At 52.3% G+C, this 16,649-nt stretch carries 12 protein-coding genes; 10 read left to right on the top strand and 2 right to left on the bottom strand.

The genetic code is table 11. From position 1 onward, the window contains the following. Nucleotides 1-18 precede the first annotated feature (18 nt). The 10 genes from DCC81_RS24555 (at nt 19) to DCC81_RS24510 (ending at nt 13,772) form a co-directional block, all read left to right on the top strand. On the top strand, nt 19-558 hold the full coding sequence (locus tag DCC81_RS24555; RefSeq protein WP_133177790.1) for a hypothetical protein: 540 nt from the start codon (nt 19-21) through the stop codon (nt 556-558). A gap of 77 nt (nt 559-635) precedes the next feature. Then, nucleotides 636-2,171 (top strand): NAD(P)H-hydrate dehydratase, encoded by a 1,536-nt coding sequence (locus DCC81_RS24550; protein ID WP_108689412.1) that lies wholly within the window; start codon nt 636-638, stop codon nt 2,169-2,171. Nucleotides 2,172-2,367: 196 nt separating this feature from the next. Further along, complete coding sequence (locus tag DCC81_RS24545; RefSeq protein ID WP_108689411.1) at nt 2,368-4,581, top strand: sodium-translocating pyrophosphatase; 2,214 nt, start codon at nt 2,368-2,370, stop codon at nt 4,579-4,581. A gap of 71 nt (nt 4,582-4,652) precedes the next feature. Beyond that, nucleotides 4,653-5,348 (top strand): Rrf2 family transcriptional regulator, encoded by a 696-nt coding sequence (locus DCC81_RS24540; RefSeq protein ID WP_317047848.1) that lies wholly within the window; start codon nt 4,653-4,655, stop codon nt 5,346-5,348. A gap of 258 nt (nt 5,349-5,606) precedes the next feature. After that, complete coding sequence (locus DCC81_RS24535) at nt 5,607-6,251, top strand: NAD(P)-dependent oxidoreductase (RefSeq protein ID WP_108689409.1); 645 nt, start codon at nt 5,607-5,609, stop codon at nt 6,249-6,251. Nucleotides 6,252-6,577: 326 nt separating this feature from the next. Further along, entirely contained in the window at nt 6,578-8,953 is a 2,376-nt protein-coding gene (locus tag DCC81_RS24530; protein ID WP_108689408.1) for a TonB-dependent receptor, read from the top strand. 5 nt (nt 8,954-8,958) lie between these two features. Continuing rightward, entirely contained in the window at nt 8,959-9,831 is an 873-nt protein-coding gene (locus DCC81_RS24525; RefSeq protein WP_108689407.1) for a DUF4249 domain-containing protein, read from the top strand. Nucleotides 9,832-10,137: 306 nt separating this feature from the next. Then, nucleotides 10,138-11,055: a sterol desaturase family protein gene (locus DCC81_RS24520; RefSeq protein WP_108689406.1), complete on the top strand. Its 918-nt coding sequence runs from the start codon at nt 10,138-10,140 to the stop codon at nt 11,053-11,055. A gap of 83 nt (nt 11,056-11,138) precedes the next feature. Further along, the gene (locus tag DCC81_RS24515) at nt 11,139-11,531 is read left to right on the top strand and encodes a BlaI/MecI/CopY family transcriptional regulator (protein ID WP_108689405.1); all 393 of its coding nucleotides are present in this window, start codon (nt 11,139-11,141) and stop codon (nt 11,529-11,531) included. 30 nt (nt 11,532-11,561) lie between these two features. Beyond that, the gene (locus DCC81_RS24510; protein ID WP_108689404.1) at nt 11,562-13,772 is read left to right on the top strand and encodes a M56 family metallopeptidase; all 2,211 of its coding nucleotides are present in this window, start codon (nt 11,562-11,564) and stop codon (nt 13,770-13,772) included. Between the two features lie 616 nt (nt 13,773-14,388). On the opposite strand, the gene DCC81_RS24505 is transcribed toward DCC81_RS24510, so the two are convergent. Further along, a complete protein-coding gene (locus DCC81_RS24505; protein WP_108689522.1) occupies nt 14,389-14,664 on the bottom strand; it encodes an acylphosphatase in 276 nt (91 codons plus the stop codon). A 1,186-nt stretch (nt 14,665-15,850) separates the two neighbouring features. Then, complete coding sequence (locus DCC81_RS24500; protein ID WP_108689403.1) at nt 15,851-16,471, bottom strand: 2'-5' RNA ligase family protein; 621 nt, start codon at nt 16,469-16,471, stop codon at nt 15,851-15,853. Between the last annotated feature and the right edge of the window lie 178 nt (nt 16,472-16,649).

The raw sequence follows: 16,649 nt of genomic DNA, 5'->3' as shown, positions 1-16,649 counted from the left end.
CTAAACAAGAAAAACCATATGAAAAAACTTGTGTTCCTTCTCAGCCTTTGCAGTATTGTCTCCTTCAGCGCCATGGCCCAGCACCGCGCCTCCGGCCATCCCACGCCGGTAGAAGACGGTTACAGCACCGCCATTGGGGTGAGAGTGAATCCCTTCCTCATCGGCTTTACCATTAAACACATGTTCGACGGAGGCCCACACTCCATTGAAGGCATTGCAGCAACAGACTTTAACCGCCGTGGCAATTTCACCGTTACCGCCTTGTATGAGTACAACCTGAACATTGTGCCCCAGCACAAAGAATGGTCACTCTTCTTCGGTGGTGGTGTGCACCTGGGTATTTATGACCGCCTGGATTTTGACTACGACCGTTATCGCAAGGACGGCAGCGGCGCTTACGCTTCTCCCGGTATAGACGGCATCATCGGCGTGTCTTACACCTTCAAGAACATTCCGCTGAACCTCAGCGCAGACCTTAAGCCTTATGTAAACTTCGTAGGCCCCACCAAGTACATCGGTGAGCAGATGGGCGGCGTTTCTGCCCGCTACACTTTCTAAATTTTGCTGGCAAGCATTATAAGCAAAACCCTGGCTCCGGCCGGGGTTTTGCTGTTTTTATACCGTACCTTAACGGTATGAAGATCTTCACTGCAGACCAGGTACGCGCCGCCGATGCATATACCATTGAACATACCCCCATCACCAGCCTGCGGTTGATGGAAAAAGCTGCCACACAATGCACGCAGTGGCTCATTGGCCGGTACGGCGCCGGGCACTCCTTTCATATTTTTTGCGGCGCAGGCAATAACGGGGGCGATGGCCTGGCCACTACCCGCCTGCTCCAGCAACATGGCTTTGAAGCCAAAGCCTACCTGCTCCACTACACCGATAAGTTCTCTGCCGATAACCGCGCCAACCAGGCCGCCCTGCGCGGCGGGGAAGCCGCATCCCTGATCATGCTGCAACCGGAAGACGCCTTCCCCGAACTACCCACCAATGCCATTATCGTAGACGCGCTTTTTGGTACCGGTATAAGCCGGCCCCTGGAAGGCCTGGTAGCCCAAACAGTGCAGCACATTAACGCCCTGCAGGACCAGTACCCCATCATTGCCATAGACCTGCCCTCCGGCCTCAAAGCAGATGAGAGCAGTAAAGACCTGCTCACCGTGGAAGCCCGGCATACGCTGAGCTTCGAGGTATATAAACTAGCCTTTGTACTACCGGAAAATGCAGCCCGCGTAGGCGAAGTGCACATCCTCCCCATTGGCCTGCACAGGGACTATCTAACGCAAACGCCTACACGCTACCAGGTGGTGGACATGGAAATGATCCACCGCATTTATAAACCCCGCCTGCCCTTTTCACACAAAGGCACATACGGGCACGCGTTGCTCATAGCCGGCAGTTATGGAAAAATAGGCGCCGCCGTGCTCAGTGCACAGGCCTGCCTGCACGCAGGAGTAGGACTGCTCACCGTATATGTGCCGGAATGCGGCTATAACATTATACAAAGCACCGTACCACCTGCCATGTGCCTGGTGGATGACGGCGGGCAACAAAGCGTACAATTCCACGAAGCCGTAACCGCGGACGGCCAGGGCAAATACAAGACCGTAGCCATTGGCCCCGGCTTGGGCACCAGTGGCGACACTGCCAAAGCCTTTGAAAAGCTGCTGCAGCGCTACCACGACCCCATGGTGATAGATGCAGACGCCCTCAACATCTTAGGTGCGGAACGGTACCTGCTGGAACAGGTGCCCAAACACTCCCTGCTTACGCCCCATCCCAAGGAATTTGAGCGCATGTTTGGCCCTTCGGGCAATGATGTGGAGCGGCTGGAAAAACTGTCCGCCGCAGCGCAGCAATACAGCCTGTACATCCTGCTCAAAGGCCGCTACACCGCCATCGCCACACCGGAAGGGCAGGTGTATTTCAATAATACCGGCAATGCCGGCATGGCCACCGGCGGCAGCGGGGATGTGCTTACCGGCCTGCTGGCCGGGATACTGGCCCAGGGGTACTCACCGGAACATACCATGATCCTGGGCGTCTGGCTGCACGGCCTGGCCGGCGACCTGGGCGCCGCCGCTATGAGCCAGGAAGCCCTTACTGCCAGCGGTATTGTGCGCTTCATAGGCCCCGCCTACCTGGAAATTGCGGGGGCAAAATAAGCCCCCGCGCCCGCTCCAAAAATCTTCCCTGTTAAATGTTAAATTGTTATATTGTTGAATGTTTTGCCGGTAACGCCCGTGAAAACTCCGACGATATTTTAGCCTCCGCCAGCATAGCCTGCGACAGACAGATGAACGATACCGGCATTTGATTGAAGTCACCTATTTCCACGATTATAAAAACCATAGTATCAGTATGAACATCGTTTATCTAGTCCCGTTTTTTGGAATCATAGCCTTGTTATTTACCGCCCTGCGTAGTGCATGGGTGTCCCGCCAGGATGCAGGAAATGAGCGCATGACAGAAATCGCCAAACACATTGCCGATGGAGCCATGGCCTTTCTCAAAGCAGAGTACAGAATACTGATCTACTTCGTGATCATCGCCGCCCTCCTGCTCGGTTTTATGGGCGCTTCCCATCCTAATTCAGATTGGACCATTGCCGTAGCCTTTATTATGGGCGCCGTGTTTTCCGCCAGCGCAGGCTTCATTGGTATGAAGATCGCTACCAAGGCCAATGTGCGCACCGCGCAGGCAGCGCGTACCAGCCTGGCCAAGGCCCTGCAGGTATCCTTTACCGGCGGTTCTGTGATGGGCATGGGCGTAGCCGGCCTGGCCGTACTGGGCCTGGGTGGTTTATTTATCGTGCTTAAAGCTTATTTCGGCGCCAGCGCCAATACATTTGAAATGACCAAGACCATCGAGGTGCTCACCGGCTTTTCCCTGGGTGCGGAAAGCATTGCCCTCTTTGCCCGCGTGGGCGGTGGCATCTACACCAAGGCGGCAGACGTAGGCGCTGACCTGGTAGGTAAAGTGGAAGCCGGCATTCCCGAGGATGATCCCCGCAACCCCGCCACCATTGCGGATAACGTAGGTGACAATGTGGGTGACGTAGCCGGTATGGGTGCAGACCTTTTCGGTTCTTACGTAGCCACCGTGCTGGCCACCATGGTACTGGGCTCAGAAACCACTGCTGCCGACAATTTTGGCGGTCTCTCCCCCATCCTGCTGCCCATGCTCATTGCAGGCATTGGCATCATCTTCTCTATCATTGCCACCTTCTTTGTGCGGGTGAGCGATGCCGCCGGTCTCAATACCAACGTGGTACAGAAAGCCCTGAACATGGGCAACTGGGGCTCCATCGTGCTCACCGCCATTGCCACCTACTTCCTTACCATGTGGATCATGCCCACCGGCCAGCTGGTACTGCGCGGGCAATCCTTTACCCGTGACGGCGTGTTTGGCGCCATCGTAGTGGGCCTGGTAGTAGGTACCCTTATCAGCATCATCACAGAATATTATACGGCTATGGGTAAACGCCCCGTGCTGTCTATCATCCGCCAGTCCGCCACCGGCCATGCTACCAACATCATTGGCGGCCTTTCCGTGGGCATGGAATCTACCATGCTGCCCGTGCTGGTGCTGGCTGCCGGTATTTACGGTTCCCACCATTTTGCAGGCCTGTACGGGGTGGCCATTGCCGCAGCCGGCATGATGGCCACCACCGCCATGCAGCTGGCCATTGACGCATTTGGCCCCATTGCAGATAACGCAGGCGGCATCGCAGAAATGAGCGAACTGCCCGCAGATGTGCGTGAAAAAACAGACATCCTCGATGCCGTGGGCAACACCACCGCTGCTACCGGCAAGGGCTTTGCCATTGCCTCTGCTGCGCTCACCTCCCTGGCACTGTTTGCCGCTTTTGTAGGGGTATCCCATATCCACGGTATTGATATTTACCAGGCAGATGTACTGGCCGGTCTCTTTGTAGGTGGTATGATCCCCTTCATCTTCTCTTCCCTGGCCATTGCGGCGGTAGGGCGCGCAGCCATGGCCATGGTGGAAGAAGTAAGACGCCAGTTCCGCGAGATCCCCGGCATCCTGGAAGGCACCGGCAAGCCCGAATATGAAAAATGCGTGGCCATTTCCACCAATGCTTCTATCCGTGAAATGTTGCTGCCCGGCGCCATTGCGCTGATCTCTCCCCTGCTTATCGGTTTCCTCTTTGGCCCGGAAGTACTGGGCGGTTTCCTGGCCGGCGCCACGGTGAGTGGTGTGCTGATGGGCCTCTTCCAGAACAACGCCGGCGGCGCCTGGGACAATGCCAAGAAGTCCTTTGAAAAAGGAGTGGTGATCAATGGTGAAACCTATTACAAAAAATCAGAGCCCCACAAAGCCTCTGTGACCGGTGATACCGTAGGCGATCCCTTCAAAGATACCTCCGGCCCGTCTATGAACATCCTCATCAAACTGATGTCCATCGTGTCACTGGTAATTGCGCCCACGCTGGCAGTGCTATTCCCAAGTAATACCACCGTGGTGACCATGAAAAAACCGGTAAATACGGAACAGGTAAGCGCAATGAAACCCGCCCCCCAAACGCATGCCATCGCATTTGCTAAACGCTGACCCGGTAATATCCATCCATACTACCTTCTTAAGGCCATTCAAAACAAAGCGGGCTGCATCCTGCACAATGAATGCAGCCCGCTTCCTTTTACAGCGTATACCCGGGGTGCATTCAATGTATGCCTATTGACAGTGCGATGCCGGTTTGCTGTTCAAATTCTTCAGCGGACTTCCGTACCAGCGACTACCGGTCCCGGAACCGGGACGCAGCCCTTAAAAGAGGGAGGCCCCACCCTTACAAAAAAGGCCCAAAAGTTTTGCCGTCTGCAATTCCCGGCTTAACTTTGTACTGTAATTCTCGTTATTACAGAATGGTAAAAAGCAAATTCGCCATATCAGTGCACATCCTCTCCCTCCTCGCTACCAGCGAAGAGGAATGGACCTCTTCCGAGTACCTCGCCGGCTCCCTCAATGCAAACCCCGCCCTGGTGCGCAAAGAACTGGGTGCCCTGCGCATGGCCGGCCTGGTAGAAAGCAAGGAAGGCAAGAACGGCGGCTCCCGCCTTACCCGCCCGGTAGACCAGATCCTGCTCTCCGATGTTTTTGCGGCCATCAAAGAGAATCATATTTTCAGCTACTCCCCCAACCAGCCCAGTGAAGATTGCCCCGTAGGCAAGCGCATCAACATTTCGCTGGATCACCTCTTCTGCCGCATAGACAATGCCGTGCACCATTGCCTGCAGGACATCAGCCTGCAGGAGTTCTGTACCCAGTTTGGCGGCTGCAAAGGCAAGGAAGCCGCCCAGCCATTACAACACAAGGGATAAATTCAATACCTCCGCCCCAGAGAATGCTGTCCCTGTTACACCAGGCATAAACCCGGCACAATCACCATCAAAGGGCGCCACAAGCAGCTGCAAGGCAAAGAAGCCCCCGCAGCAACGCATAAAACATCCTCTATCTTTTTTACCTGAAACTGTAATATTTTTTACAACAATACTATTAACAAATCCAACCGAAACTTGGCTTCCGATTTGTGCAAGCACAGCATATCATTCATATAGATACACTTTAAACACAAGATCATGAAAGTAGCTCTCATTGGCGCCTCTGGGTTCATTGGCAAAGAGATCCTCGCAGAAGCCCTGGATCGCGGCCACCACGTAACCGCTATCGTACGCGATGTTTCCAAGATCACCATCCAATCTCCTGATCTTACCGTGATCAAGGCAGACGTACTGGATGAAGATGCCCTGGCCGCCGCCCTGGAAGGCAACGATGCGGTGATCAGCGCCTACAATGCCGGCCATGATGCATCAGACATCATAGATACCTACGGCCGCGCCATCCGCAGCATTCTCAATGGCACCCGCGATGCCGGCATTAAGCGCTTCATTGCCGTGAGCGGCGCCGGCAGCCTGGAAATAGAGCCGGGCCTGCAACTGCTGGACACCCCGGAATTTCCCGAGGTCTGGAAAGCCGGTGCCACCGCTACCCGCGAGGCTTTCTATACCATCAAGGCCCAGGATGACCTGGACTGGACCGTGCTCAGCCCCGCCATGATCATAGAGCCCGGCCCCCGTACCGGCAAGTTCCGCCTGGGCACAGACCAGGTAGTGGCAGATGAAAAAGGCGACAGCCGCATTTCCACCAAGGACTTTGCAGTGGCCATTGTAGATGAACTGGAAAACCCACAGCACATTAAACGCCGCTTTACGCTGGCTTACTAGGCACCAGGACAATTGAGGCCCGATCATACCGTAAACGCAGTCCTTTCCCGGGGCCTGCGTTTTTTTGTTATCCAGTGAAGCCCGTTCCTATAATTTTCAAAAAGATTGGTCGAAAAACCGCCCACCCTACCCTTAAAACCACTTTTTTTGCACATTCTTAATGTAGCGGGGCAAAATATCAGCCCCCGCTTTACCGGCTATGCGGCCGGATACCCGTCACTCACTACTTAAAACTTTTTTAACACCCTCATGAGGGTAGACCATTGATGGCGTGTCTGATTAGCACGACATTCTAAAAACTGGTTTTACCTAAACGACCACCGGCTATGAAAACAATCCGCAACGCGTTTGTGCTGCTGCTCACAGTATTGCTGGCGCAAACCGCTATGGCACAGCAACGCTACACCCTCCGGGGCTATGTAAAAGACAAACAGAACGGCGAAAGCCTCATCGGCATTTCCATTGGCGTACCGGGTTCCGGCCTCGGCACGGTGACCAATGAGTACGGCTTCTACAGCCTTACCCTACCCACCGGCACGCACGAACTGCAGTTCACTTATGTAGGTTACACCACTTACAAGACCACTGTAGTCCTTAAAGGCAACCAATCACTGGATGTAAAGCTGGAACAGTCCAGCAGCCAGTTGAACGAGGTGACCATCACCGGCAAGCAAAATGACAAGCCGGTAAACACCATGAGCACCGGCCTGCAAAAACTGAGCATGGCCCAGATGAAAAAGATGCCCACCTTCATGGGTGAAGTGGATGTGCTGCGCGCTATCCAGTCGCTCCCGGGCGTAACCACCGTGGGGGAAGGGTCCTCCGGTTTCAATGTGCGCGGTGGTGCCACCGATGAAAACCTGATCCTGCTGGATGAGGCCCCGGTATACAACTCCTCCCACATGCTGGGCTTCTTCTCTGTGTTCAACCCTGATGCGGTAAAAAGCCTCAACCTCATGAAAGGTGGCTTCCCTGCCGAATTTGGCGGCCGTACTTCCTCCGTACTGGACATCCGCATGAAAGATGGCAACAACCAGAAAATGCAGGTGAATGGCGGTATCGGCGACATCTTCAGCCGTGTAAGCGTGGAAGGCCCCATCAAAAAAGATGAATCCTCTTTCATCCTGGCAGCCCGCCGCTCTTATGTGGACGTGCTCATGAAACCTTTCCTCAAAGGCGATATGAAAGACACGAAACTGAACTTCTACGACATTACCGGCAAGCTCAATTTTAAACTCAATAAGAACAATACCCTGTTTGTAAGCGGCTACCTGGGGCGCGACGTATTTGGCTTCCAGAAACAGGCAAACCTGAACTGGGGCAACTCCACCGCCAGTGTGCGCTGGAACCATGTGTTTACAGACCGCATCTTCCTGAATGCCACCGCTTATTACAGCAACTATGATTACAACATCAGCTTTAATAACAGCACCAGCAAGGACCCTAACGAACAAAGCGAAGGTTATAGCTGGAAATCCAATATCAAGAACTATGGTTTTAAACCGGCATTCACCTACTATCTCAATAGCAGCAACACCATCCACTTTGGCGCCAATGCGATTTACTATACCTTCAAACCCGGTACAGGCATAGGTTCCAGCGGGCAAGACCAGATGGCCACCATCCTGCCGGACAAGCACGCCGTGGAAGCAGCCGTGTATATAGATCATGAATACAAGATTGGGAAGAAATTTGGGGTACAATACGGCCTCCGCTTCTCCGACTTTGCGTACCTGGGCGCCGGCACCGCATATTATTTCCGCGATACTACACCGGGCATCCGCAAACCGCTGGATCATACCACAGACTACAAGGCCAATGAAGTGATCACCAACTATCACTACCTGGAGCCCCGCATCAACGTGCGGTACAACCTGAACGATGACCAGGCCCTGAAAGCCTCTTACACGCGTACCACGCAGTTCATGCACCAAATCTCCAATACCGCTTCCCCTACCCCGGTGGATATCTGGACACCCAGCTCCAACAACATTAAGCCGCAGGTGGCAGACCAGGTATCCATGGGCTACTTCTACAATGCAAAGAACGATGTGTTTGAAGCCTCTGCGGAAGTGTTCTACAAGAAAATGGAGAACCAGCTGGATTATATTGACAACTCCAAACTGTACCTGAACGCCCTGGTAGAGGGAGATCTGCTACCCTCCCACAGCCGCGCCTATGGCCTGGAACTGTATGCGAAGAAAGAAGTGGGTAAGAACACCGGCTGGATCAGCTACACCCTGTCGCGCTCTGAGCGCCAGACCGCCGGCATCAGCGGTGGCAACTGGATCCTGAACCGTTACGACCGTACCCATAACCTGAGCATAGTGGCCACCCATGAATTTGATAAGCGCCACTCCCTCTCGGCAAACTTCACCTATGCATCCGGCACACCCGCTACGTATGCAGATGCCCGCCTGGAATACCAGCAGTGGGATATCCCCTACAATACCACGGATGAGCGCAGCAACTACCGCCTGCCGGCCTATCACCGCCTGGACCTGAGCTACACCCTGAAAGGCCATCAGCGCAAACGCTGGCAGGGTGAATGGGTATTCTCCCTGTACAACGTGTACATGCGCCGCAATGCCTACTCCATCTTCTTCCAGCAGGACCCCGACAATCCTGCACATCGCGAAGCGGTACGCCTGTCCATCATTGGCAGTGTGATCCCCGGTGTTACGTACAACTTTAAATTCTAATCAACATGCAGAAATATTCATTACTCATATTAGTGGCACTGGGCCTGTTTTTCACAGCCTGCACAGACACCATCAACCTGAATGTGCCCAACAAAAAGAACTACCCCGTGCTGGATGCCGTGATCACCGACCAGCCGGGTGTGCAGAAGATCCGCTTCACCAGCTCCGTGCCTTACCAGGACAACAATGCAGCCCCCGTGCTCAGCGACGCCACCATGACGTTGTTTGACCTCACCAGCAATAACAGCTATCCATTCAGGTTTGGTGCGGATGGCTACTATAGCTACGATCCCGGTACCGGCAAGTCCATCGGCATCCTGGGTCACGTGTACAAACTCCACATCGAGTACAAAGGCGATATTTACGAAGCATACGACACCATCAAACGCATTCCCGAGATAGATTCCATCACGTACAAGTACAAGTCGAAAGATGACAATATCGCAGGCAAGGAAGGCTACTTTGCAAGGGTGTTCATCACCGATATCAAGGGCGCCACGGATTACTACTGGCTGCGCGCTTACCGCAACAACCTCCAAACCCGCAATACGGACGCCTTTGCGGTGGACGGTGCTTTTGATGAAGGCGTGGCGGATGGCTTCCAGCTCATCATGCCCTTGAGTGAAAGCATCACCCGCGATGACAAGCCTTACCAGCTGGGCGATACAGTGATCGTACAATTTTCATCCCTTAGTTATCCTACCTATAATTTCATGAACCAGGCTTATAACCAGATCAACAACGGAGGCCTTTTTGCCACGGTACTGGAAAATGTGAAAAGCAATGCGCTCAACACTGTGCCTTCCAGCAGCAATAAGATCCTGGGCTGGTTCAGCACCACGAGCGTGCGTTACAAATCAATTATCATCCAGAAATAATTCAATACCGGACTGTAATGGCATTACACTCCCGGGAGGTATTTTTGAAAACAGAAAGGGCTAACTGTCCGGCTTATCTCCGGCCGCAACAGCCCCCGCCAAAGTGGCGATGGGACTGATGCCCGCTGTCTCTTCATACATATAACCAGGGCAGGCAGGTACGTATATGACCAGCCGCCATGCAGGCGCTCACTCTGGGAGCTACTGCACCGGAACAGGCATACAGCAACAGGACTTGACGGTCAATGTCCCCGCGCGTATGCCTGTTCTTTTTTTGTTATATTCGGCAAAAATTCCACGCTACACATGCCGGCCAACCTGATCCACTACGCCATTCCGGGCTTCATGGTGCTGATTACCGCCGAAGTGATCTTCACCGCGGTGCAGAAGAAGGATTTTTATGAAACCCCCGATGCCGTAAGCAGCATTTCTATGGGCCTGGGCAATGTGATCATCGGCCTTTTCACCAAAGCCATCATCTTCGCCGTTTATAGTTTCGTGTACCGCTTCCGCCTTTTTACACTGGACAGTACGCAATGGTGGGTGTGGGTGGTGTGTTTCTTTGCAGACGATCTCAGTTATTATTGGTTTCACCGCTGCAGCCACGAAGTGCGTTATTTCTGGGCATCGCACGTGGTGCATCATTCTTCACGCAAATACAACCTGGCCACCGCCCTTCGCCAAACTTGGACGGGCAACATCTCCGGCGCTTTCCTGTTCTGGTGCTGGATGCCACTCCTTGGCTTTCATCCCCTGCTGGTAATGACCATGCAATCCATCAGCCTGCTGTACCAGTTCTGGATCCATACAGAAACCATTCACAAGCTGCCCAGGCCATTGGAATACGTGTTTAACACGCCCTCCCATCACCGGGTGCACCACGGCTCCGATGTGGACTACCTGGACAAAAACCATGGCGGTGTGCTCATTATCTGGGACCGGGTGTTTGGCACCTTTCAGCCAGAGCTGTACCGTCCCACTTATGGCATTACCCAAAACATCCATACCTACAACCCGCTGCGCATCGCCACCCATGAGTGGGCCGCCCTCTGGCACGATGTGCGCAGGGCGCCCACCTTTAGCCAGAAACTCCGCTACCTGTTCAGCCCTCCCGGCTGGAGCCACGATGGCAGCAAATTCACCACCCGCCAGCTCCGGGACCAATTGACACAGGAAGCCACTCGTCCCGGGAATTCCACCACTCCTCCCCATTCCGGAAAATAAATTTGCTTACTACGAAAACTATCGTACATTCGTCTACGAAAATATTCGTAAATTAATCATTGAACAGTTTTTGGTAGTTATATATGAGCAATAAATCCATCAAGCCAACGGAAAGTGAACTGGAGATCCTGGCCATTCTCTGGGAGAAGGGCCCCGCTACGGTGCGGGACATTCATGAGGTCCTGGAACGCAGCAAGGACGCCGGTTACACCACCACCCTGAAGCTGATGCAGATTATGCATGAAAAGGGGCTGGTGTACCGCGATACCAGCGCCAAAACACATGTATACCGCGCCGCCGTATCCCAGCAGGATACCCAGCAACAATTACTGAGTAAAATGATCGATACCGTCTTTAATGGCTCTGCATCACAGCTGGTGCTGCAGGCGTTGGGCAATCGCAAAGCCTCCGCCGCGGAACTGGACGCTATTAAAGCATACCTGGACCAGATCGAAAAGAAGGGCAATAACAAGTAGTTACATTTCCCACACGCAAACGCTGACACAATGAATCCCCTGGTGCCTTTTACAGCTGATATTGTACGCGCGCTCGGATGGGCCATTTTGCACTCCATCTGGCAAACCTTCTTTATCTGGGCCTGTCTCCGGCTCGTGCTACGCCTGTTGCCATCGGCCAGCGCCCGGATCAAGTACAATCTTTCGTACCTCTCGCTCTCAGGCGCCTTTGTGTGGTTTGTCGTTACTTTTTGCCAGCAATGGCAGGCCCTAAGGCAGGCTGCCATTATTACACAGCAGTTGATCAGCCTCACCGGCCAGCAGGTAATACTGCCGGCAGCAGCGGGGGCGCCTTACAGGAACCAGCAGGCACTGATAGGGCTTTTCCCCAGCCTGGAAGGCTACTTTCCTTTGCTGGTGGCCGTTTACATGGCAGGCGTGATCATCATGGGGGTAAAAATGGTTGCAGACCTGCACCAGCTAAGCAGCATCCGCAAACGCCAGCTTCATGAGCCGGACCTTGCCTGGAAAATGCACCTGCAAAAGCTGGCAGACCAGCTGGATATTCGCGGGCATGTGGATCTTTTCATCTCCCACTACCTCCAGGTGCCCGTAATGATCGGCTTCTTCAAACCCGTGATACTGCTGCCGGTAGCCCTGTTTACCAACCTGCAGCCAGACCAGGTAGAGGCCATTTTACTGCACGAACTGGCACACATCAAACGCAATGATTATTTATTGAATATTTTCCAAACCATTGTTGAAACAACCCTCTTTTTTAACCCGTTCATCTGGTGGATCTCCAAAAACATCCGCCTGGAAAGGGAACACTGCTGCGACGACCTGGTGATAGCCCGCATGGACCAACCACTTGGTTATGCCAAAGCACTGGTGGCGCTGGAGGAATACCGGTTGAACTCCAACCCACTGGCGATGGCAGCTGCCAGTAAGCAGCAGCATTTATTTCATCGCATAAAACGCATTATGGAAATGAAAACTAAGAACCTGAACTATAGTCAAAAAATACTTGCCCTGCTGATCGTGGCCACCGGCCTGTTCTCCATCGCATGGCTCAATCCTGTGCGCAGCAAACAGCGCGCGGAGAAAGCGCTAAAGGCAGATACTACCATTACCGGTACACTGACCACCACAAAGGATTCCAGCGGTAATTACACCGCACGGTATTTCTCCACGGACGACAGTGCCGTACCTGCACCGCCGGTTCCGCCACCGCCGCCACCTCCGGGTATGACGCCCATTGCCCCCGTACCACCCGTTGGTTCGGACGCAACACCTGACGCACCTCTCCCTCCGCCCCCACCGAATTTCAACATGAATTTTGCATACACCTTCAATGCAGATTCATCAAACAACATGGTGTTTGCAGCCACCCCCAATACCGTTTACCAGTTCGACAACCACTTTGTGTTTGACACCACGCCGCGCAAGGTTTTCTTTACCCAGGATGTAAACCTGGAAGAAGCCATGCGGCAGGCTGATAAGGCCATGAAAGCAGTGGACTGGAAAAAGATCAATGCCGAGGTAGATGAGGCTATGAAAAAAGTGGACTGGAACAAAATAAACAAGGAGATCACCAAAGCCATGAAGGATGTAGATACTTCCCTGCCCGGCCTGAACACGGAGGCATTCAAAGCACAACTGCGGTCCAGCGTATTGCAGAAAGCCCAATTGCAGGCCATGCGCCAGCAGTGGACTGCTAACAAGACCGCCTGGGAAGCCGGCTCCAAAGAGCGCCAGAAAGCCATGCAGGAGGCCATGAAAGCCAAACAGGCAGCCCTGGAAGAAGCGATGAAGGCCCGCGGAAAAGCGATGGCGAGTGCAGACAAGGCCCGGGTAAAAGAACTCCAGGATGCCCAGCAAGCCCAGGAAGAAGCGATGCGCGCTATGAAGCAGGCTACTGCCATGCAAATGCAGACTTTCCGCTTTACCCTGGATTCCAACCGCCGTGCACTTGAGGTACAGCACGCCAAATGGGAACGTGATGTTGAGGAAGGCCAGCGCCGCTCCAGCGATAAATACCGCGCCCTCATTGGCCAGATGCAATCAGACAAGCTCATTGATACCACTTCCTACGACATTCAGAAGCAGGGAGATGACCTCTACATCAATGGTAAAAAACAACCCGCTGATGTTGCGAACAAGTACAAGTCATTCTTCCCGGAAAAAGGGAATGTGAAGATCAAAGGCAGTAATAAATCCGGGCACCGTTCATTGAATATTGATGTGGATACGAAGGATTAAGGACCGTTTTATAAATTACTTATGCAGCCTTCCACATGATATTGTGGGAGGCTGTTTTGTTTTATTGCCAGCCTGGTACCAACGCGGTATTAAAGCCTCGCTCTCGCAGCCTGCAAATGCCGGCGGCTTTATGCCTGGCTGCGTAAAATAAGAAAGCCCTCAGCATATTGCTGGTGGCTTCTTATTCTCACCCTAAAGTGGCATACCACGTCAAACCACATTCAAAAATGTTGTTCTTATGGGTTACGCTAAAGCTGGCATAATATGCACCGATTTGTCTAACTATGAAGTCTCTTTAAGGACAAGGGAAAACAGGCGCATTACGACCAGGGAAGTATATGTATTCCCAAGCCCCGGGAAAACAGGTCATCCCAAAACATACCGCAACACCCGGGAAAACAGGCCACCACAAAACAGGCCGCAACACCAGGGGAAAAACAGGCCACAAAAACGAAAAGAAAAGTTAGCCCGCATGGAAATGCGGCCCTCCAATGAATAATTGCTGAAATGGATTTCAAAGGTTAACAAAAATGGACGGTGTATCTAGGTGTATGTAGTAAAAAGACAATGTAATTACCTCTGATCATAATTTGGTGGCCCGGGAATCACCATCCAATTACCGGATGATCATAAATTCATCATAGCCCTTTACCGGGCCGTCTGATACTTCCACCTGCTCTACAGACGCCATCAATGGACCTTTCCGGCTCCATGCAATAAACGATTCCATATTCGCAGGCGATCCCTCTGCCACAATAGCCACACTGCCGTCTGCCTGGTTCTTCACTGTGCCGGTAATGCCCAGCTTCGCAGCCTCCCTGCGGGCATAGGCCCTGAAACTCACTCCCTGTACCAGCCCCCGCACAATGACCTCTTTGTGTATTTTTTCCATAGTAAGCATTAGAAAGGTTATGCATTAAAGATAACCATCCCCTACAAAATGCCTTCCAAACCGCGCTGCGTTTATCTGTACAATATTCTTTCCACTGCCCTCCGGACTGGTAAAAATTTACTTTTATTTACGCCCCCGACCAACCTGGACCTACTGTTTTCATGCATACGCTCCTCCCTTGCGAAAACTAACTTCCGTTCATACGCCCTCCCTGGCTTACAAAGCCCACGTTTCTTCACCCCGCTGACCAGCAAAGGCTCATTTCATCCCCCGGAAGGGGCAGCAGCCACAGGCCGCTGCCAGCATACGAATCCGCAACATCTAACCTTCGCAGTATTCTACCCGAGGGTACATTTTTTCGCACCGGGCTCAAAGTGCGACCCATGGCCATGGATCATGCCACGCCACTAGCCCCAACTATGACGCGCCCACCCTGTCCCGGATGCGAAGGGACTAACAATCATTTACTGCCACTCAAACAGGCAGCCGGCGAAAGGCCTCCGGGCTATAATGCTAAAAATCAACTCACTTAAAAATGCCTTTCGAGGTTAAACAATGGATGAAAAACTAACTAACCTAAACTTGAAATGAACAACTATTAACAATTAACAACTAAACAATTTTTTACCCCACAAATGGAGATCACAAGCCCCACTGTTCTTATCGCACATACGCCTCAAATAGATAACTTAAAGCACACCGGGAAACTACCCCGGTAAATGTTTCCGTTTAACGCACAGCCATATCAATAACTTCCCTGCCCTATTACAACCACTCCCCCTGACCGGCACAGACATCACGCACAGGTAGCCTCCATGGTGCCTGAACACACATAGCCGCCTCAATACCTGGACACAGCTGCAGACACAGATAGCCTTCAGGGTACCTGGACACAGCCCACCCACTACGACACCTGGACACGGCTCACTAAAAACTACAATAATCAAATACAAATAACCGGCAATCATGACAAGCCTACGCGTCACTTCACGCACGCTGCATGCATAATACGCTGAAATCTTCCCGAGGCAAGGATTAGGAGATACCCGTCGTAACAAAACAATTAACTGGTTAACAACGCGCGGGTAAAATGGGGTTAAACAAACAACAGTATATACTTGTCGATATATACAGCAATATTACTTTCTGAACGATAAGCACATTGCCGCATTATACATAAAACAGACTATGCCGCGTGATTGAACAAAGTATGCCCCTGGGCATCCGGCTCACCAAAAGTAAATTCCTTCACTACTTCGTAATGCCCGCCAGTAGCAGGTTTGCGAAGCAACCGGAAACTGTGGCAATCAAAACTGCGCACAAACAACTGGTTGCGCACGTGGTCATATACTTTCAGCATCTGGTCCGTATTAATGGACCGTGCCACCGTGATATGCGGCACAAAGTGACTGCCCGCCAGGTTGAACAATTGCAGGATCTTACGGTGCAACTCTGCAACCGGCTTGGGATTAGCCACGTTCACATAAATGGTATGTTTGGATGTGCCATGGTCAAACTTCTCCAACCGCGAGGTGTATACCGTGAATCCATTCTGACGCTTGGAAACCGTTTCCAGCATCTCTATGAATGTATCCTCAAAACGCCTCGGGAACTCCGAACGGAACAACGAAATATGCGCTTTGGAAAACTGGCTGTTGTAATAGCCTAAAGCATTGGCCAGGCGCATCTTCATGCCCTTCACATCTTCACTTACCTGGGAATCCGGGTTAATGACCAGCAGGTAATCAAATACCTGCTCTGCTTCAAAAAGTGTAGTTTGGGTTGCTACTGCTGGATGTACTTGCATAACATCGTTTTAAACAATTACTATCATTACAACACTTCAAATATACAACCTTTTTTCAGATTTACTAATTTTCTTAGCATTTTTTTACTAACTAATTTAGATAAATTCCACAAAAAAAGGCCAGAACCCGGTACCCACGCGGTTTTCCGCCTTAATACCGGCCTCCGGCCCTCCTGTT

The organism is Chitinophaga parva (assembly GCF_003071345.1).
GTDB lineage: Bacteria > Bacteroidota > Bacteroidia > Chitinophagales > Chitinophagaceae > Chitinophaga > Chitinophaga parva.
This window is presented reverse-complemented; position numbering and strand designations above follow the sequence as displayed.